The 18,814-nt window shown below is 62.2% G+C and carries 17 protein-coding genes; 7 read left to right on the top strand and 10 right to left on the bottom strand.

The window, feature by feature from the left end; all coding sequences use genetic code 11:
- Positions 1-334: 334 nt before the first annotated feature.
- Positions 335-1,633 (bottom strand): amino-acid N-acetyltransferase, encoded by a 1,299-nt coding sequence (gene argA / locus LQ215_RS05530; protein ID WP_230147766.1) that lies wholly within the window; start codon positions 1,631-1,633, stop codon positions 335-337.
- A gap of 137 nt (positions 1,634-1,770) precedes the next feature.
- Positions 1,771-2,928 carry an acetylornithine deacetylase gene (gene argE, locus LQ215_RS05525; protein ID WP_230147764.1) on the bottom strand — a complete coding sequence of 386 codons (1,158 nt, stop codon included), beginning with the start codon at positions 2,926-2,928 and terminating at the stop codon, positions 1,771-1,773.
- Positions 2,929-3,074: 146 nt separating this feature from the next.
- On the opposite strand from argE, the gene LQ215_RS05520 reads away from it, so the two are divergent.
- On the top strand, positions 3,075-4,442 hold the full coding sequence (locus LQ215_RS05520; protein ID WP_230147762.1) for a CYTH domain-containing protein: 1,368 nt from the start codon (positions 3,075-3,077) through the stop codon (positions 4,440-4,442).
- A 130-nt stretch (positions 4,443-4,572) separates the two neighbouring features.
- Here the strand turns inward: LQ215_RS05520 and LQ215_RS05515 are convergent, their stop codons facing one another.
- Positions 4,573-5,043, bottom strand: coding sequence for an Lrp/AsnC family transcriptional regulator (locus tag LQ215_RS05515; RefSeq protein ID WP_230147760.1), 471 nt, complete (start codon positions 5,041-5,043; stop codon positions 4,573-4,575).
- 126 nt (positions 5,044-5,169) lie between these two features.
- Here LQ215_RS05515 and LQ215_RS05510 point away from each other — a divergent pair, with 126 nt between their 5' ends.
- The 6 genes from LQ215_RS05510 to LQ215_RS05485 all read left to right on the top strand — a co-directional run bounded on the left by LQ215_RS05510 (position 5,170) and on the right by LQ215_RS05485 (position 10,295).
- Entirely contained in the window at positions 5,170-5,508 is a 339-nt protein-coding gene (locus LQ215_RS05510; protein WP_230147758.1) for a hypothetical protein, read from the top strand.
- A gap of 144 nt (positions 5,509-5,652) precedes the next feature.
- Positions 5,653-7,437, top strand: coding sequence for a GspE/PulE family protein (locus LQ215_RS05505; RefSeq protein WP_230147756.1), 1,785 nt, complete (start codon positions 5,653-5,655; stop codon positions 7,435-7,437).
- Positions 7,438-7,643: 206 nt separating this feature from the next.
- Positions 7,644-8,564 carry an SPFH domain-containing protein gene (locus tag LQ215_RS05500; protein ID WP_014340768.1) on the top strand — a complete coding sequence of 307 codons (921 nt, stop codon included), beginning with the start codon at positions 7,644-7,646 and terminating at the stop codon, positions 8,562-8,564.
- A 9-nt stretch (positions 8,565-8,573) separates the two neighbouring features.
- Positions 8,574-9,023 carry an NfeD family protein gene (locus tag LQ215_RS05495; protein ID WP_230147748.1) on the top strand — a complete coding sequence of 150 codons (450 nt, stop codon included), beginning with the start codon at positions 8,574-8,576 and terminating at the stop codon, positions 9,021-9,023.
- Between the two features lie 65 nt (positions 9,024-9,088).
- Positions 9,089-9,409: a DUF2388 domain-containing protein gene (locus LQ215_RS05490; RefSeq protein WP_170846005.1), complete on the top strand. Its 321-nt coding sequence runs from the start codon at positions 9,089-9,091 to the stop codon at positions 9,407-9,409.
- 217 nt (positions 9,410-9,626) lie between these two features.
- Positions 9,627-10,295, top strand: a complete 669-nt coding sequence (locus tag LQ215_RS05485; RefSeq protein WP_230147740.1) for an outer membrane protein — start codon at positions 9,627-9,629, stop codon at positions 10,293-10,295.
- A gap of 97 nt (positions 10,296-10,392) precedes the next feature.
- On the opposite strand, the gene gcvH is transcribed toward LQ215_RS05485, so the two are convergent.
- The 7 genes from gcvH to pepP all read right to left on the bottom strand — a co-directional run bounded on the left by gcvH (position 10,393) and on the right by pepP (position 18,797).
- Positions 10,393-10,776, bottom strand: a complete 384-nt coding sequence (gene gcvH, locus LQ215_RS05480) for a glycine cleavage system protein GcvH (RefSeq protein WP_230147738.1) — start codon at positions 10,774-10,776, stop codon at positions 10,393-10,395.
- A gap of 52 nt (positions 10,777-10,828) precedes the next feature.
- Complete coding sequence (gcvT, locus tag LQ215_RS05475; protein WP_230147736.1) at positions 10,829-11,911, bottom strand: glycine cleavage system aminomethyltransferase GcvT; 1,083 nt, start codon at positions 11,909-11,911, stop codon at positions 10,829-10,831.
- 156 nt (positions 11,912-12,067) lie between these two features.
- Positions 12,068-13,684 (bottom strand): ABC transporter permease, encoded by a 1,617-nt coding sequence (locus LQ215_RS05470; RefSeq protein WP_230147734.1) that lies wholly within the window; start codon positions 13,682-13,684, stop codon positions 12,068-12,070.
- 87 nt (positions 13,685-13,771) lie between these two features.
- On the bottom strand, positions 13,772-14,776 hold the full coding sequence (locus LQ215_RS05465; protein ID WP_230147732.1) for an extracellular solute-binding protein: 1,005 nt from the start codon (positions 14,774-14,776) through the stop codon (positions 13,772-13,774).
- Positions 14,777-14,993: 217 nt separating this feature from the next.
- Positions 14,994-16,211: a 2-octaprenyl-3-methyl-6-methoxy-1,4-benzoquinol hydroxylase gene (locus LQ215_RS05460; RefSeq protein ID WP_230147807.1), complete on the bottom strand. Its 1,218-nt coding sequence runs from the start codon at positions 16,209-16,211 to the stop codon at positions 14,994-14,996.
- A gap of 67 nt (positions 16,212-16,278) precedes the next feature.
- On the bottom strand, positions 16,279-17,466 hold the full coding sequence (gene ubiH, locus LQ215_RS05455; protein ID WP_230147730.1) for a 2-octaprenyl-6-methoxyphenyl hydroxylase: 1,188 nt from the start codon (positions 17,464-17,466) through the stop codon (positions 16,279-16,281).
- Complete coding sequence (gene pepP / locus LQ215_RS05450; RefSeq protein ID WP_230147728.1) at positions 17,463-18,797, bottom strand: Xaa-Pro aminopeptidase; 1,335 nt, start codon at positions 18,795-18,797, stop codon at positions 17,463-17,465. Before pepP ends, ubiH begins: the two co-directional genes overlap by 4 nt.
- Between the last annotated feature and the right edge of the window lie 17 nt (positions 18,798-18,814).

The following is an 18,814-nucleotide window of genomic DNA, read 5'->3' as shown; positions in this document are numbered from 1 at the left end:
CCCTCTACACCGGCCCGCAGGATAATGGATTCTCTATAATTCCAAAAAGAATTGTTTCAACAGTTTTCAGCTCGTTTCGACATATGGCCACTATCACAGCACCATCAGGCCGTGACATGGCTTATCGGCGACGCAGGAATTTACTGAACGATGATTCGTCGGGGATTCATGAAGGCCCGCGAATGCTTGGCGGCGAGATAGGTTTGCGCGCCTCCTGCGCCTTCGATTCCTGTCACGACAATTAGCGCATGCCGCGATCTTGACGTGTTCCAGACTAGCTGCTCATTGTCTGAAATCAAGAAGATCGCGGCAGGGCAAAGTTTCCGACGGCCGCCTACAAGGCTTTTTCGAAGATCTTCGAATTACGCTGATAGTTGTAGAGCGAAGCCCGCGCCGCCGGCAGGCGCTCGACACTGCTGGGCTCGAAACCGCGCTCGCGGAACCAGTGGGCGGTCCGGGTCGTCAGCACGAACAGCGTCTTGAGCCCCTGGGCCCGGGCCCGGGTTTCGATCCGTTCCAGCAGCTCATCGCCCCGGCCACCGTGGCGGTACTCCGGGTTCACGGCCAGGCAGGCCAGTTCCCCGGCGTCGGAATCGGCGATCTGGTACAGCGCCGCGCAGGCGATGATCATGCCTTCGCGCTCGACCACGCTGAACTGCTCGATCTCGCGTTCCAGCACTTCGCGGGAGCGACGCACCAGGATCCCCTGCTCTTCCAGCGGGCTGATCAGGTCCAGCAGGCCGCCAACATCTTCGATGGCCGCTTCGCGCACCACCTCGAATTGCTCCTGGGCCACCAGCGTGCCACTGCCATCGCGGGTGAACAGTTCAGCCAGCAGCGCACCGTCCTCGGCATAGCTGACGATATGGCTGCGTGCGACGCCGCCACGACAGGCCTGGGCTGCCGCATCCAGCAGTTCGGCCTGATAGTCACTGCCCAGACGTTGCATGTGGCCCGGAACCTGTTGCGGGCGCAATTCGCGAACCAGTCGCCCATCCTCCCCAATCAGTCCCTGCTCGGCACCGAACAGCAGCAGCTTGTCGGCGGCCAGGTCGATGGCGGCACGGGTGGCAACGTCTTCACAGGCGAGGTTGAAGATCTCCCCGGTGGGCGAATAACCCAACGGCGACAGCAACACGATGGAGCGCTCGTCCAGCAGACGGTTGATGCCCTTGCGATCGACCCGGCGCACTTCACCGGTGTGGTGATAATCCACGCCTTCGAGCACACCGATGGGACGCGCGGTGACCAGATTGCCGCTGGCGACCCGCAGCCGCGAGCCTTGCATGGGCGAGGACGCCATGTCCATGGACAGGCGGGCCTCGATGGCGATGCGCAACTGGCCGACCGCGTCGATCACGCACTCCAGGGTCGCGGCATCGGTGATGCGCATGCCATGGTGGTAATGGGGCGTGAGGCCCCGTGCAGCGAGGCGGGTCTCGATCTGCGGGCGTGAACCATGGACCAGCACCAGGCGCACGCCGAGGCTGTGCAGCAGCACCAGGTCATGGACGATGTTGCCGAAATTAGGGTGTTCCACCCCGTCGCCGGGCAGCATGACGATGAAGGTGCAATCGCGGTGGGCGTTGATGTAGGGCGAAGCGTGACGAAGCCAATTGACGTATTCGGGCATGAACCTGGACCTGTAATAAATAACAGCCAAAAAAAGACGAAACAGAACGCACAACGGGCTGGTGGTTATCGTCGGAACAGGCTTGGCGACACGCGCGCTCTCCTCATGTGATGAATACGGCCCCGCAAGGGGGCAATTTAACCGACCGTGGCCGGTGTCAGGCAGTAATGACCGATCAATTGTTGCAACAGCTGTACGGTAGGTTGCAAACGTGACATTTCCAGGTACTCGCCCGGCTGGTGGGCGCAGGCGATATCGCCAGGGCCGAGCACCAGGGTCTCGCAGCCAAGGCGCTGAAGATAAGGCGCTTCGGTGCCAAACGCCACTGCTTCGGCACGATGGCCGGTGAGTCGCTCAGCCACCCGTACCAGCTCGCAGTCTTCGGCCTGCTCGAAGGGTGGCACTTCGGGGAACAGCGGTGCGTAGTCGATCTTGACTTTATGGCGTTCGGCGATGGGGTCGAGCTTCTGTTGGATCGCCGCCCGCAGCATGTGCGGGTCCATGCCGGGCAAGGGCCGCAGGTCGAATTCCATGGAGCATTGGCCGCAGATGCGGTTGGGGTTGTCGCCACCATGGATGCAGCCGAAGTTCAGGGTCGGCTGTGGCACGGTGAACTGCGGGTTACGGAACTCACGCTGCCATTGCAGGCGCAGCCCGCGCAGTTCGCCCATGGCATCGTGCATGGCTTCCAGGGCGCTGTGGCCCAGGCTCGGATCGGAGGAATGGCCGCTGCGCCCGAGAATGTCGATGCGCTCCATCATTACGCCTTTGTGCAGGCGAATCGGCTTGAGGCCGGTTGGCTCACCAATCACCGCCGCGCGCCCCAGTGGCCGCCCGGCATCGGCCAGGGCCCGGGCGCCGGCCATGGAGCTTTCTTCGTCACAGGTCGCGAGGATCAGCAGCGGTTGCTTGAACGGTTGGTCCAGCAGCGGCTTGACCGCTTCGATGGCCAAGGCGAAAAAACCCTTCATGTCACAACTGCCCAGGCCCACCCAGCGGCCATCGACCTCGGTGAGCTTCAGCGGATCGGTCTGCCACAACGCGCCGTCGAACGGCACCGTGTCGCTGTGGCCGGCCAGCACCAGGCCGCCGGGGCCGCTGCCGAAACTGGCCAGCAGGTTGAATTTGCCAGGGCTGACCTGCTGGATATCACAGCAGAACCCCAGCTCAGTGAGCCAGCCTGCCAGCAGCTCGATCACGGCACTGTTGGACTGGTCCAGCCCAGGCTGGGTACAACTGACCGAAGGGGCGGCGATCAGGGCAGCGAATTGATCTTTCATGGACGGCAAAGGCATCGCTGACTCCGGGCTTACAGATTGACGTTCATCATAGAACCATCTGGACCCAGGAATAAACCTAGGGCGAGTGAGTCCTGTACACTGCACGGCCTTGGCAGCCACACCTTCCCCGGCTGCACACCCGATCCCTGGATTTTCCGGCCATGCAGAAAGAAACCGAAATCAAACTCCGCGTCAGCCGCGAGACCCTGGCAGCCTTGCGCGAGCATCCGCTGCTGAAAAAACGCAACAAGAGTGGCTGGGAACGCCACGAACTGATGAACCAGTATTTCGACACGCCAGAGCGTGACCTGGCCCGGGCCAAGGTCGCCCTGCGCCTGCGTCGCGACGGCGAAGAGGTGATCCAGACCCTCAAGACCCGCGGCCAGAGCGTCGCCGGCCTGTCCGAGCGCAACGAGTACGATTGGCACCTGCCCAAGGCCAAGCTCGACCTGAAGAAGCTCGACGGCGAATGCTGGCCCGATGCCCTGGCCGAACTGGACAAGAAAACCCTCAAGGCCATCTTCACCACCGATTTTGTTCGCGAACGCGCTGAAATCGCCTGGGGCCGTGGCAAAAGCAAAGTGGTCATCGAAGCCGCCCTGGACCTGGGCCATGTGGTGGTCGGCAAGCAGAAGGAAGAAATCTGCGAACTGGAGCTGGAACTGCGCGAAGGCGAACCCGCCGCCCTGCTGGAGCTGGCCGCCGAGCTGGCCGCGACCCTGCCCTTGATGCCCTGCGACATCAGCAAGGCCGAGCGTGGCTATCGCCTGTATGACGCGGGCAGCTACGCCCTGAGCTTGCCGGCTCCGCAATTGACCGCCGAAACGCCGCTGGATGACGCCTTCGCCGCGCTGAGCTGGCATCTGCTTGGCAGCAGCCAGCGCCTGGCCGAACAATACCGTTTCAACGGCCACTGGCGCCTGCTGCAGGACTGGGTGGAAAACCTCGCCGAACTGCGTGCCCTGCTCAGCAGCCTCGGCCAGGCCGCGCCGCGCCAATCGACCCACGACTTGCGCCTGGCCCTGGACGCGTTGCTGGAAGACTGGCGCCCACTGGTCCAGGCCGGCCTGGATGACGAAGACGTGCGCAAGGCGGCGCCGGAACAGTTCCTTGAAGAGCTGCAAGACCCGCGCTGGGGCCTGTTTTCCCTCAATACTTCACGCTGGCTGCTGGCGCGCAGCTGGGCCACCGAGCGCAACACCCGAGGCAATCGCCAGGGCGCGGCACAACTGGGCAGCTGGCTGCCGCGCCTGCTGGGCGAAGAGTCCTCGTCCCTGCAATTGCAACGCTACCAGCAACAGCCGGAAGACCTGGCCGAGCAACTGCCGCGCATCGAACGCATCCAGGCCTGGCTGCACCACGCCCGCCATGTGCTGGAGATCCCGGAAATGGATCGCCTCTACGGCGAGCTGAACAAACTGGCGCAATTGGCCAACCAGCCGATCACCGACGAAACGCTGGATGCGCGCAAGCAGCAGGCGATTGCGGTTTACCAGAATCGGGCCTGGAAGACTTTGCTGCGTCTGTGATGCCGCCATCGCGAGCAAGCTCGCTCCCACATTGGATCAGTGTTGTACACACATCTTGTGGCCACTGAAGATCAACTGTGGGAGCGAGCTCGCTCGCGATGAGGCCAGTAAAAACACCGCAGAAACAAGCTCAGCGCACCACCGGCAAACTCGTCGTCGACTTGATCTCCGACAGCGCCACGATCGAGTTCACTTCCTGGATCCCCGGCACCATCGACAGCTTTTCGAAAAAGAATCGCTCATACGCCTCGATGTCCGCCGTGACGATGCGCAGCAGAAAATCCACCGACCCCATCAGCACGTAACATTCCAGCACTTCGGGGAAGCCGCGGATCGCCTCGGTGAACTCGGTGAAGTTCGAACGACCGTGGGCGTTGAGTTTGATTTCGGCGAAGATCTGCGTGTTGAGGCCGATTTTCTTGCGATCCAGCAGGGTCACCTGGCCGCGAATGATGCCTTCCTCCTTCATCCGCTGGATCCGCCGCCAGCATGGCGACTGAGACAAGCCGACCTGTTCGGCGATCTGCGCACTGGACAGCGACGCATCCTCCTGCAGCAGCGCCAGTATCCTACGGTCGTAGCCATCCAATTCGCAGTGCATAATCAAACCCGTAATGATTGATTTCGAGAATCAAGCGATTCAAAACATCCTAATAATCACTCATCTTAGATAAGAAATACCCCGGCTCGCATGTAAATATTTCTCCCGCTACCCAGGAGACCGAACATGCCCCCACTCGAAGCCGTTGCCATAACCCCGACCCGCGCCGATGTCTGGCACGCCGCCAATACCCATTGCCGGGTGCAGTACCAGATATTGGCCGAAGCCGAGCCGGATTTACTGTGCCGGGCGTTGAACCTGTTTGCCTTGCAAGGCCTGACGCCGCTGCAGGTTCAGGTCGAGCGCCTCGACGATGTGCTGGCGCTGGAGATCGTCATGGATGGGCTGAGCTGGCACCGTGCCCAGGTCATTGCTGAAAAATTACGTAACTTGATCAGTGTCTGTTCGGTGGACCTGCAAGACGCTGATATTGCGCACGTTGGGCCGGCCCAAGCCGTCTGTTGAACGCCCGTGGGCAAGAATTGGTAACGCATTGGTCGGGTAGTGGCCCAACGGTCTACGGGGTCGGGACTATTCTTTTGCAGACCGAGCGAGGACGCCGAAGCGTCTGTATCGCGGCTTTGCTGCAATTGTCCAATAGGAACCCGCATGTCCACCAAACACGCCACTCAGGACCGCTGGCTGGACCTCAACGATCTGCTGCGCCAACTGGTCACCCAGGGCCTCATCAGCCAGGATTCGGCCGAAACCGCGCTGAACGCCCGCCGACGCCACAGCGCCAATAGCCAGTTGCATCCGCTGGAGTTCATCGCCAACCAGCACCTGGACGACCTCAGCCGGCCCGGCAAGCGCCTGGAGCTGGAGAACCTGACCCTGTGGCTGTCCCAGCAGGCCGGCCAGCCGTACATGCGCATCGACCCGTTGAAAATCAACGTCGCGGCCGTGACGCCCTTGATGTCCTACGCCTTCGCCCAGCGCCACAAGATCCTTGCGGTGGCGGTCGATCGCGACGCCGTCACCGTCGCCAGCGCACAGCCCTACGTCAATAGCTGGGAAGCCGACCTGACCCACGTGCTCAAGCTGCCGATCAAGCGGGTGGTCGCCAACCCGGTAGACATCCAGCGCTTGAGCGTGGAGTTCTATCGCCTGGCCAAATCGGTCAGCGGCGCCACCACGGTCGATCAGCAACCGAGCAACCTGAGCAATTTCGAACAACTGCTCAACCTGGGCGCCAGCGACCAGGAGCCGGACGCCAACGACGCCCACATCGTCAATATCGTCGACTGGCTGTTCCAGTACGCCTTCCAGCAGCGCGCCAGCGATATCCACATCGAACCGCGCCGCGAGCAGGGCACCGTGCGGTTTCGCATCGACGGGGTGCTGCACACCGTCTATCAGTTCCCACCGCAGGTCACGATGGCGATCGTCAGCCGTCTCAAGAGCCTGGGGCGGATGAACGTCGCGGAAAAACGCAAACCCCAGGACGGCCGGGTCAAGACCAAGACCCCGGACGGTGGCGAAGTGGAATTGCGCCTGTCGACCTTGCCCACCGCGTTCGGCGAAAAAATGGTCATGCGGATCTTCGACCCGGAAGTGCTGCTCAAGGATTTCGACCAACTCGGCTTCTCCGCCGACGACCTGCGGCGCTGGCAGGACATGACCCGCCAGCCCAACGGCATCATCCTGGTGACCGGGCCCACCGGTTCCGGCAAGACCACCACCCTCTACACCACCCTCAAGAAACTGGCGACGCCGGAAGTGAACCTCTGCACCATCGAGGACCCGATTGAAATGGTCGAGGCCTCCTTCAACCAGATGCAGGTCCAGCACAACATCGACCTGTCCTTCGCTGCCGGGGTGCGGGCGCTGATGCGACAAGACCCGGACATCATCATGATCGGTGAGATCCGCGACCTGGAGACCGCCGAAATGGCGATCCAGGCGGCGCTCACCGGGCACCTTGTGCTGTCGACGCTGCACACCAACGACGCGCCGAGCGCCATCAGTCGCCTGCTGGAGCTGGGGGTGCCGCATTACTTGATCAAGGCCACCGTGCTCGGGGTCATGGCCCAGCGACTGGTGCGCACCCTGTGCCCTCAATGCAAGGCTCCCCTGACCCTGGATGAAGATGATTGGCAAACCCTGACGCGGCCCTGGCAGGCGCCGCTGCCGAGCAACGCCCAACAGGCCGTCGGTTGTCTGGAATGCCGTGACACCGGTTACCGCGGCCGCGCGGGCGTCTACGAAATCATGCAACTGACCGACAGCGTCAAGGCCTTGATCCACCCCGACACCGACCTGCTGGCGGTACGCCGCCAGGCATTCAAGGAAGGCATGCGCAGCCTGCGACTGTCGGGGGCGCAAAAGGTGGCGGCGGGCTTGACCACGGTCGAGGAAGTGCTGCGGGTGACGCCGCAGAGCGAGCAGAAGTAGGAGCTGTCGAGTGCAGCGAGGCTGCGATCTTGTCCCAGACAGTTGAGTCTCAAGATCGAGATCAAGAGATCGCAGCCTTCGGCAGCTCCTACAGGGCTCAACGTGTCGCTAAATCTCCACGGCACAAGGACTATAGGGAAGATAATGGCCGCTTGCCCTACACTCAGGGGCTCGCAGGTCCATCTCAATCCGAACAGGGAACCGTCATGCAGATCGGTAGCGTTCTTTTACTTTTTATCGGCCTCGTGGTCGCCATTCTATTCATGGGTTTCAAGGTGGTGCCCCAGGGCTACCAATGGACCGTCGAGCGGTTCGGCCGCTACACCAACACCCTCAAGCCCGGCCTGAACATCATCATCCCGGTGATGGATCGCATCGGGCGCAAGATCAATGTCATGGAAAGCGTGCTGGACATCCCGCCCCAGGAAGTCATTACCGCCGACAACGCCACGGTACAGATCGACGCCGTGTGTTTCTTCCAGGTGGTCAACACCGCCCAGGCCGCCTACGAGGTCAACAACCTCGAACACGCTATCCGCAACCTGCTGCAAACCAATATCCGTACCGTGCTGGGGTCCATGGAGCTGGACGCGATGCTGAGCCAGCGCGACGGTATCAACGAAAAACTGCTGCGCACTGTCGATGAAGCCACGGCGCCGTGGGGCATCAAGATCACCCGGATCGAGATCAAGGACATCAGCCCGCCGGCCGACCTGATGGCCGCCATGTCGGGACAGATGAAAGCCGAACGTATCAAGCGTGCCCAGATCCTCGAAGCCGAGGGCCTGCGAGCGTCGGCGATTCTCACCGCCGAAGGCAAGAAACAGGCGCAAATCCTTGAGGCCGAGGGCAGTCGCCAGGCCGCGTTCCTGGAGTCCGAGGCCCGCGAGCGCCAGGCACAAGCCGAAGCGCTGGCCACTCAGGTGGTGTCCCAGGCCATTGCCGACGGTAACGTCCAGGCCGTGAACTACTTCGTCGCGCAGAAATACATCGATGCGCTGGGCAAACTGGCTTCGGCCAACAACAGCAAGGTGATCCTGATGCCCCTGGAAGCCAGCCAGGTCATCGGTGCGGTCGGCGGGATTGGCGAGATCGTCAGGGCCACCTTCGACAGCAAGAAAGCCTGAGGCACGCGTATGTGGATGTTCCTGCAACACCTGTCGTACTGGGACTGGCTGGCGCTGGGCGTCATCCTGCTGATCCTTGAAGTGTTCGGCGCCGGCGGCTACTTGCTGTGGATCGGCATGGCCGCCGCGGCAGTCGGCGTGCTCACGCTCATCCTGCCGCAGATGCCGTGGGAGCTGCAGTTCCTGTTGTTCGGCCTGTTCGCCATCGCCACAGCGCTGTACTGGTGGCGACGCCAGCGCAGCGCCGTGCGCCAAAGCGATCAGCCGCACTTGAACCTGCGTGGGCAGGAGCTGATCGGCAAGGTCTTCCAGGTTCATGAAGCGATTGTCGATGGCCGCGGCAAGATCAAGGTGGCCGACAGCGTCTGGCTGGCCAAGGGCCCCGAGTCGTCCGTGGGCACGCGGGTCAGGGTGGTGGCGCAGGAAGGCGCGGTGCTGCAGGTGGAACGGGCTGACTGAGCAGTCATGGAACTGAATAGAGGCGCAGGTAATCCAACGTCATAGTTAACCCAGTGGAGTCACCTATCATGCGTCTCAAACTTGCTGTCGCTACCCTAGCCTTGCTGTCTCTTCCTGTTGGCTCGGCAATGGCCGACACGTTTTGGCGTAACGTCATCTCATCCGGTGCGACCACCGGTTCCACCTACCTGACCTTCAAGGATCACAAGCTGATCGTCGCCGCCCAGGACGACGCCGGCAGCTTCGTCGCCAGTGACGGCGGTATTCGTGGCCCTTACCTGGAAGCGGCGATGCAGAAAGTGCGCGCCGACAACCCAGGCCTGCAAGCCACCGACATGGAACTGGCCAACGCGATCCTGGCGAAAAACGCCGTCGCCCAGGATTGATCGTTACCCAGAACCGCATGCCGCTCATGGCTCCATGAGCGGCATTTTTTTTTGCGGAAAAATCTGCAACTTCTTTTCCTACATCGAATAAGCCCTTAACCCCGCCTCTACGACGAAAATTCACCGGTTCACCGAGGAAGGCTCTGATATAAGGCTTCGAGACAGGCGCCGCAAACTCTATCGATTCGAACTTTACCCACCCTACGAGTCGATACTTATGAATAAATCTTGTCTTTCCCTGCTGCTGATCACCGCCGCATTCAGCAACATCTCTCATGCCGAGGGCCTGTACGGCTCGATAAAAATTCTGAGTGCCCAGCAAGATCTCGCAGATGCGCTGCTCACCAGTCCCAGGGTCCACAATCGGGTTGTCAGCCCCAACAGCAACAAGGACGTCGGCGGCTCCGTGGCGATTGGCTTCGGATTGAAGGGTGATTGGCGGTTGGAAGCGGAATACACCCTCAAGCAGGATTCGGAGTTCAAGAGTCACTGGGCGCCGTTCAATGCCAACGTCAACAACATGCAAGTCTCCTCTAGCCGCTTGATGCTCAACGGATACAAGGATTTCCCCCTGAATCAATACCTCTCGCTGTACGCCATGGCCGGCCTGGGTGTGGCACACATCAGTTCCGAAGGATATCAATCCAATCCTTCGCGGCGATTCGCAAACAACAGCCAGAACAACTTTGCCTATGCCCTGGGCGTGGGGGCGGATATCAAACTCAACCAGCAAATTACCCTTGGCACCGGCTATCGCTACGTCGACATGGGCGATATCGAAACCGGTTACAACACCTTCGCCAACCGTATCAATGCTCGGGACGAACAACTCAAGGGAAAACTGCGCGAGCAGAACCTTTACGTCGAGGCGCGGATGGCGTTCTGATTTCAGGCGCAACACCCATAAAAAATGCCGCTCGATGGGAGCGGCATTTTTTGCCCGGCGAACATCCCGAGCCTGTCCCAACCCCTGTGGGAGCGGGTTATTCGCCGATAGCGGCCTTGTAGCCTGCCGCATCGAGCAACTTGCCCACCTCGGCCTTGTCGCTTGGCTGGAGCTTGAAGATCCAGGCGCCGTACGGATCGGAGTTCAGCAGTTCCGGCGAACCGCTCAGCTCTTCGTTAACCGCGATCACTTCACCTGCAATCGGGGAATAGATATCGGAAGCCGCCTTGACCGACTCGACCACACCGGCCTGGTCACCTGCGCCAAAGACCTTACCGACTTCAGTCAGCTCGACAAATACCACATCGCCCAAGGCTTCCTGCGCATGATCGCTGATGCCCACGGTGACGGTACCGTCAGCTTCCAGGCGTGCCCACTCATGGCTATCGGCAAAACGCAGCTCGGCAGGGATATTACTCATATTCGGTGTCCTCAAGAGAAAGTGTCAGCGGCCAGCGGCCCGCCGCAAAAGGTTAGATCAGGGTTCTGCCATGGCGGACGAAGGTCGGTTTGACCACCCGTACCGGGTACCACTTGCCGCGAATCTCTACCTCGGCACGGTCGGCGGTAGCCATCGGAACACGTGCCAGCGCGATCGACTTGCTAAGCGTAGGAGAAAAACTACCACTGGTGATCTCCCCTTCGCCAACATTGGCGATGCGAACCACCTGATGGGCGCGCAAAACACCCCGTTCCTCCAGCACCAGCCCGACCAGTTTGTGCTGCACGCCGCTGGCAAGCTCGGTTTCCAGCGCACTGCGCCCGATGAACTGACGGCTCGCCGGTTCCCAGGCGATGCTCCAGGCCATGTTCGAGGCCAGCGGCGAAACATCCTGGTTGATGTCCTGGCCGTAGAGGTTCATGCCGGCTTCCAGGCGCAAGGTATCGCGGGCGCCAAGGCCGATGGGCGAAATGCCGGCCCCTACCAGGTCGTTGAAAAAGCTCGGGGCCTCCTGGGCCGGCAGAACGATTTCCAGACCATCTTCGCCGGTGTAGCCGGTCCGGGCGATGAACCATTCGCCGTCGGCGCGACCTTCGAAAGGCTTGAGTTGCTGGATGATTTGCCCACGCGGTTGCGCCACCAGCTCGGCAATCTTCTGCCTGGCCTGAGGGCCCTGGATCGCCAGCATCGCCAGTTCGGGGCGTTCATGCAGCTGCACGTCGTAGCCACCGAGCTGTGCCTGCATCCAGGCAAGATCCTGATCGCGGGTCGAGGCGTTGAAGACCAGCCGATAGCCGTCCTCGACACGGTAGATGATCATGTCGTCGACAATGCCGCCGCGCTCATTGAGCATCGCGCTATACAAGGCACTGCCTGTGTCCTGCAAACGATCGACGTCATTGGCCAGCAAGCGCTGCAGCCAGACCTTGGCCTGGGGGCCGGCGACATCGATCACGGTCATGTGGGATACATCGAACACTCCACAGTCGCGACGCACCTGATGGTGTTCTTCGACTTGCGAGCCGTAATGCAAAGGCATATCCCAACCGCCAAAATCGACCATCTTCGCGCCGAGGGCGAGATGAAGGTCATACAGTGGCGTACGCTGTCCCATGGGTTTCTCCTTCCGGGCTTGGCGAAGGTGCGGAGGGGCACTGCACAGCGCGAACGTCTGAAAAAAAGGAGTTTTCTGACATTCTCAGTTGCCCGGTCCGACAGACGGACCGCACCGAATGCCGCGCATTGTAGCCGCATGAGGTAGGACTGACACCTAGCTGTTTCGATGGGCCGAACGTCGTATCAATCCGATGACCGGCAAGAGACCCACAAGCACCAGCGTCAGCGCCGGCAAGGCAGCCCGAGCCCACTCCCCTTCGCTGGTCATCTCGAAGATCCGCACCGCCAGCGTGTCCCAGCCGAACGGCCGCATCAGCAGGGTCGCGGGCATTTCCTTGAGCACGTCGACGAACACCAGCAACGCCGCGCTCAAGGTGCCGGGCAGCAGCAACGGCAGATACACTTTGAAAAACAGTCGCGGCCCACTGACCCCAAGGCTGCGTGCCGCCTCGGGCAAAGACGGACGAATTCGCGCCAGGCTGCTCTCCAACGGACCGTAGGCCACCGCCAGGAAGCGCACCAGATACGCCAGCAACAGCGCCGACAGGCTACCCAGCAACAACGGTTTGCCTGCACCGCCAAGCCAGGTCGACAGCGGGATGACCAGTTCACGGTCCAGGTAGCTGAATGCAAGCATGATCGACACCGCCAGCACCGAACCGGGCAAGGCATAGCCCAGGTTCGCCAGGCCGACGCCGACACGAATCGGACGGGTTGGCGCCAGCCGTCGGGCGAACGCCAGCAGCAAGGCCACGCAAACGGTGATCAGCGCGGCCAGGCCGCCCAGGTAGAGGGTGTGGACGATCAGCCCGGCATAACGTTCGTCCAGGTCGAAACGACCGCGTTGCCAGAACCACACCACCAACTGCATCACTGGAATGACAAAGGCACAGGCGAACACCAGGAAGCACCAACTGCTGGCTGCCACGGCCTTGATTCCGCGCAACGCATACAATGCCTTGGCCCGGGGACGCTCGTTACTGGCTCGGTGGGCACCGCGAGCCCGGCGTTCGCCGTAGAGCACCAGCATCACCGCCAGCAACAGCAGGCTGGCCAGTTGGGCTGCGCTGGAGAGGCTGAAGAAGCCGTACCAAGTCTTGTAGATCGCGGTGGTGAAAGTATCGAAGTTGAACACTGACACCGCGCCGAAATCCGCCAGGGTTTCCATCAGCGCCAGCGCCACACCCGCACCGATGGCCGGCCGAGCCATCGGCAGCGCCACGCGCCAGAACGCCTGCCACGGCGACTGCCCGAGCACCCGGGCGGCTTCCATCAACCCCTTGCCCTGGGCCAGGAAGGCGCTGCGCGCCAGCAGGTAGACGTAAGGGTAAAAGACCAGCACCAGCACCAGGATCACCCCACCGGTGGAACGGACCCGGGGCAGGCGCAGGCCACTGCCGAACCATTCCCGCATGAGCGTCTGTACGGGGCCTGCAAAGTCCAGCAGGCCAACGAAGACAAACGCCAACACGTAGGCCGGAATCGCAAACGGCAACATCAACGCCCAGTCGAGCCAGCGTCGCCCGGGGAACTCACACAGGCTGGTGAGCCAGGCCAGACTGACACCCAGCAACGTCACCCCGACACCCACGCCAAGGACCAGCGTGAGGGTGTTGCCCAGCAAGCGCGGCATTTGCGTGTCCCACAAGTGGGACCAGATCTGTTGATCGATGCTCTGCCAGGACAGCAGCAAGACGCTAAGGGGCAACAAGACCAGCGCGGCGATGGCAAAGACCAGGGGGTACCAACGGCGTTGGGCGGGGTGGGCCAAGGGGTGTTCTCGTTTAAATGATGATGCCCGCGCGTTCGCGCGGGCACCTATCTTACAACCGCCACAGGGGACCGTGTCTGACTTGGATTAATTCCAGCCAGCGCGATCCATCATGCGAATGGCTTCGGCCTGACGCTTACCCGCGACTTCCACCGGCAGGGTATCGGCCTTGAACTTGCCCCAGGCTGCCACTTCCTTGGACGGCTCGACGTTCGGGTTGGCCGGGAACTCCTGGTTCACGTCGGCGAAGATGTTTTGCGCTTCCGGCGTAGTCATCCACTCCACCAGCTTCTTCGCGGCGTCCGGATGCGGTGCATGCTGGGTCAAGCCAATACCCGAGAGGTTGATGTGCACGCCACGGTCGGCCTGGTTCGGCCAGAACAGCTTCACCTTCAGGTCCGGCTTCTGCTGGTGCAGGCGGCCATAATAGTAGGTATTGACGATGCCAACGTCGCACTGCCCGGCATTGATCGCCTCAAGCAGCGCGGTGTCATCGGAGAACACGTCGGTGGACAGGTTCCGGACCCAGCCCTTGAGGATCTCCTCGGTTTTTTCCGCACCGTGGGTTTCGATCAGCGTGGCGGTCAGCGACTGGTTGTAGACCTTCTTCGAGGTGCGCAGGCACAGGCGGCCTTCCCACTCTTTGCCAGCCAGGGCTTCGTAGGTGCTCAGCTCGCCGGGTTTGACCCGATCAGTGGAGTAGACGATGGTCCGCGCCCGCAGGCTCAAGCCGGTCCAGGCGTGGGAAGAGGCGCGATATTGGGAAGGGATGTTGGCGTCGATCACCGGCGAGGTGAACGGCTGGAGAATGCCCATCTGCTCGGCTTGCCAGAGGTTGCCGGCGTCGACGGTGAGCAGCAGGTCGGCCGTGGCGTTCTCGCCTTCGGCCTTGATCCGCTGCATCAATGGCGCTTCCTTGTCGGTTATGAACTTCACCGGCACGCCGGTTTTCTTGGTGTAGGCATCGAAGACAGGTTTGATCAGTTCATCGATGCGCGAAGAGTAGACCACCACCTCATCGGCGGCCTGGGCGGCAGTGGTACCGATCAGGGTCAAGGCGAGGGCGGATAGCAGGCGCTTAGGTGCCAACATGGTAGCGGTCTCTGGATTATGAACGAAGCGCAAATGATAAGGACTCACATTTGGCATCTCAATCGAACTGTGGGCGGACACATTTCCAAATGTTGCACAGATGGATTGAGGTGGCTGTGCCGGCCTCATCGCGAGCAAGCTCGCTCCCACATTTGATCCGGTGAAGCCTGTGGGAGCGAGCTTGCTCGCGATAGGGCCATAAGCCCCAACCCGCCTCTCAAGCCTTGGCCAAATCCGGCAAATCCCCAATCAACCCCAGCGCCTCGCGCACGAACAACGCCTTGGCCTCGGGCATGCGGTCCACCAGCTTCAGCCCGGTATTACGCAACCAGCGCACCGGCAACGGATCGGCCTGGAACAAGCGCTCGAACCCTTCCATCGCTGCCATCAACGCCAGGTTATGGGGCATGCGTCGCCGTTCGTAACGGCTCAACACCTTCACGTCGGCCAGTCGTTCGCCACGCCCGGCCGCCTGCAACAGCACTTCGGCCAACACGGCGGCGTCGAGGAAGCCCAGGTTCACGCCCTGCCCGGCCAACGGATGAATGGTATGGGCCGCGTCGCCGATCAACGCCAGCCCTTCGGCCACATAGCGCTTGGCATGCCGTTGGCGCAGCGGCACGCACAGGCGCGGGTCGGCACTCAGCACCGTGCCGAGCTGGCCTTCGAAGGCCCGTTCCAGCTCGCTGGAGAATCCCGTGTCATCGAGTGCCATCAAGCGCTGCGCTTCACCGGGGGTGGTGGACCAGACGATCGAGCACCAATCGTGCTGACCGTCACGCTCAAGTGGCAGGAACGCCAGCGGACCGTTATCGGTAAACCGTTGCCAGGCCGTCATTCGATGCGGCCGGGCGCTGCGCACGCTGGTGACGATGGCGTGGTGCAGGTAATCCCATTCGCGCGTAGCGACGCCCGTCAGGCGGCGCACAGCGGAATTCGCACCGTCAGCCGCAATGACCAGGGGCGCGCGCAACGTGCGACCGTCGGCCAGGGTCAGCAGCCAGTCGTCACCGGAACGCCGCATCTGTTCCAGCCGGGCATTGGCCAGCAGGCCCAGGTCGCAGTCATGCAGTCGATCCAGCAAGGCGTCCTGCACAACACGGTTTTCAACGATGTGCCCAAGCGCCTCGGCGTGCAGGCTGGCGGCTGAAAAATGGATCTGCCCGGTGCCGCTGCCGTCCCAGACGTGCATGTCGGTATAGGGGCTGGCGCGCCGGGCGGTGATGCCGTCCCAGACGCCCAGGCGGTCGAGGATCCGCTGGCTGGCCGTCGACAAGGCACTGACCCGAGGCTCGAACGCGGCCTGGGGATCGAAGGGTTTGACGCTCATCGGGCTGCCGTCGAGCAACAGCACTTGCAGGCCACTGTCCTGCAACGCCAGCGCCAGGGCGCTGCCGACCATACCGGCGCCGACAATCAGCAGATCTGCACGCAATTCCATGCTCTAAGCCTGTTTTGCTGGCGACATCAGTCGCCCATGAAAAAAAATGACAGCCCCGGCCTCATGCATCGGGACGCGTCCCCAACCCCATGGCCTGGCGGGCGAACCAGCGCTTGGCCGGCGGCAGCAGGTCGAGGCCCAACAGGCCGAGGTTACGGCCCAGGGACACCAACGGCAGGTTGCTGGCGAACAGGCGCGTGACCTGGTCGGAGAAGCCCACGGTGAGGGCCTGATCCATTCGCTGGCGCTCGCGATAGGCTTGCAACACGGCAAAATCCCCAGGCTCGCTTTCGCTGTCGAGCAAGGCATCGGCCAGGGCCTGGGCATCGCGCAGGGACAGGTTGAACCCCTGCCCGGCAATCGGGTGCAGGCTGTGGGCGGCGTTGCCCAGGATCGCCAGGTGCGGACGGACCTGTTCTTCGGCCTCCACCAGCGCCAGCGGGTACAGATGTCGTACGCCCACCTGTTTCAGGGTGCCCAGGCGATAGCCGAACACGCCCTGCAACTCGCTGAGGAAACTGCGCTCGTCGAGGGCCGCCAGCCGTTGTGCGTCCATGCCTTGGCGGGTCCAGACCAGCGCGCAACGATTCTCCGGCAGCGGCAACAACGCCATCGGGCCGTCATCGGTAAAACGTTCGAAGGCCATGCCGTTGTGGGCTTCGCTGGGGGTGATGTTGGCGATCAAGGCGCTCTGGTCGTAGGGTCGACTGCTCACGCCGATACCCAACTGCTCGCGCAGGCCGGAGCGGCCGCCATCGGCCAGTACGGCAAGGTCGCACTCCAGGGTGGTTTCGTCGTCGAGGGTCAAGCGATAACCGCCGACCAGCGGTTCCATGCGGGTGACCTGTGCCGGGCAGCGCCAACTGATGACCTCCGGGTCCAGGCCTTGCCACAGGCACTGGCCGAGCCAGGCGTTTTCCACCACGTAGCCCAGCGCCGGCACGCCCTCTTCCATGGCCGACAGCCGCGCCGTGGAAAACCGCCCGCGGTCGGACACATGGATCTGCTTGATCGGTTCGGCGCGGCGGGAAATTTCCTGCCAGACACCCAGGCGTTGATAAATCTGCCGGGCACCGTAGGACAATGCCGAGGACCGGGCATCGTAGCTTGGTTGCCAGGCGTCGCCGGGGGCGAAGGGCTCGATCAGCATGATCTTCCAGCCCCGGGCCTTGGCACCGGCCTGCAAGGCCAGGGCCAGGCTCGCGCCGACCAGGCCGCCGCCGATGATCGCCAGGTTGACCCGGCTCATGCTGCTTGCGTCCGGGCGGCGGCCATCAGGGCCTCGATGTCGGCGACCGTCTTCGGTACGCCGTGGCTCAGGATTTCACAACCGGTTTTGGTCACTACCACGTCATCCTCGATGCGCACGCCAATGCCGCGCCATTTTTTCGCGACGCTGCGGTTGTCCGGGCTGATATAGATGCCCGGCTCCACCGTCAGCGTCATGCCGACCTCAAGTACCCGCCACTCGCCGCCGACCCGATATTCGCCCACGTCGTGCACGTCCATGCCCAGCCAGTGGCCGGCGCGGTGCATGTAGAACGCCCTGTGGGCCTCGCTGGCAATCAAATCGTCCACTTCACCCTCCAGCAGCCCCAGGCGCACCAATCCTTCGGTAATGACCCGCACCGTCGCTTCGTGGGCCTGGTTCCAGTGTTTGTCCGGCGCGATCTGGGCAAACGCGGCTTCCTGGGCGGCCAGCACCACTTCGTAGATCGCCTTCTGCTCGGGTGAAAACTTGCCACTGACCGGCCAGGTACGGGTGATATCGCTGGCGTAGCAGTCGATTTCACAACCGGCGTCGATCAGCACCAGGTCGCCGTCCTTGAGCAGCGCGTCGTTCTGCTGGTAATGCAGGATGCAGCTGTTGCGCCCCGCCGCGACGATCGAGCCATAGGCCGGCATCTTCGCCCCGCCCTTGCGGAACTCATAATCGAGCTCGGCTTCCAGGCTGAATTCATGCAGACCCGGGCGCGCCGCCTGCATCGCCCGGATGTGCGCCTGGGCGGAGATCCGCGCCGCTTCGCGCATCACTTTCACTTCTGCCGCCGATTTATACAGGCGCATGTCATGCAGCAGATGATCCAGGGCAACGAATTCGTTCGGCGGCTGGGCGCCGAGGTGGGCCTTGGAGCGAATCACATTGATCCACTCCATCAGGTGCCGGTCGAATTCCGGGTTGCTGCCCATGGCCGAATACACCCGGTCGCGGCCTTCGATCAGGCCCGGCAGGATGTCGTCGATGTCGGTGATGGGAAATGCATCGTCGGCGCCGTAGTCACGGATCGCCCCTTCCTGGCCAGCGCGCAGGCCATCCCACAATTCACGCTCGGCGTTGCGCTCGCGGCAAAAGAGGATGTATTCGCCATGGGCACGGCCAGGCATCAGAACGATCACCGCTTGCGGCTCGGGGAAGCCGCTGAGGTACTGGAAGTCGCTGTCCTGGCGGTAGACGTGCTCGACGTCGCGGTTGCGGATCGCAACGGCGGCGGCGGGCAGGATTGCGATGCTGTTGGGTTCCATCTGCGCCATCAGGGCCTTGCGGCGACGGCTGTATTCCGATTTCGGGATATGAATCATGGGCAGACGGGGTTCCC

The organism is Pseudomonas brassicacearum, assembly GCF_918698105.1.
Classification (GTDB): domain Bacteria; phylum Pseudomonadota; class Gammaproteobacteria; order Pseudomonadales; family Pseudomonadaceae; genus Aquipseudomonas; species Aquipseudomonas brassicacearum_F.
Note: the sequence above shows the minus strand (reverse complement) of the source record. Positions and strands in the feature narration are given on the sequence as shown.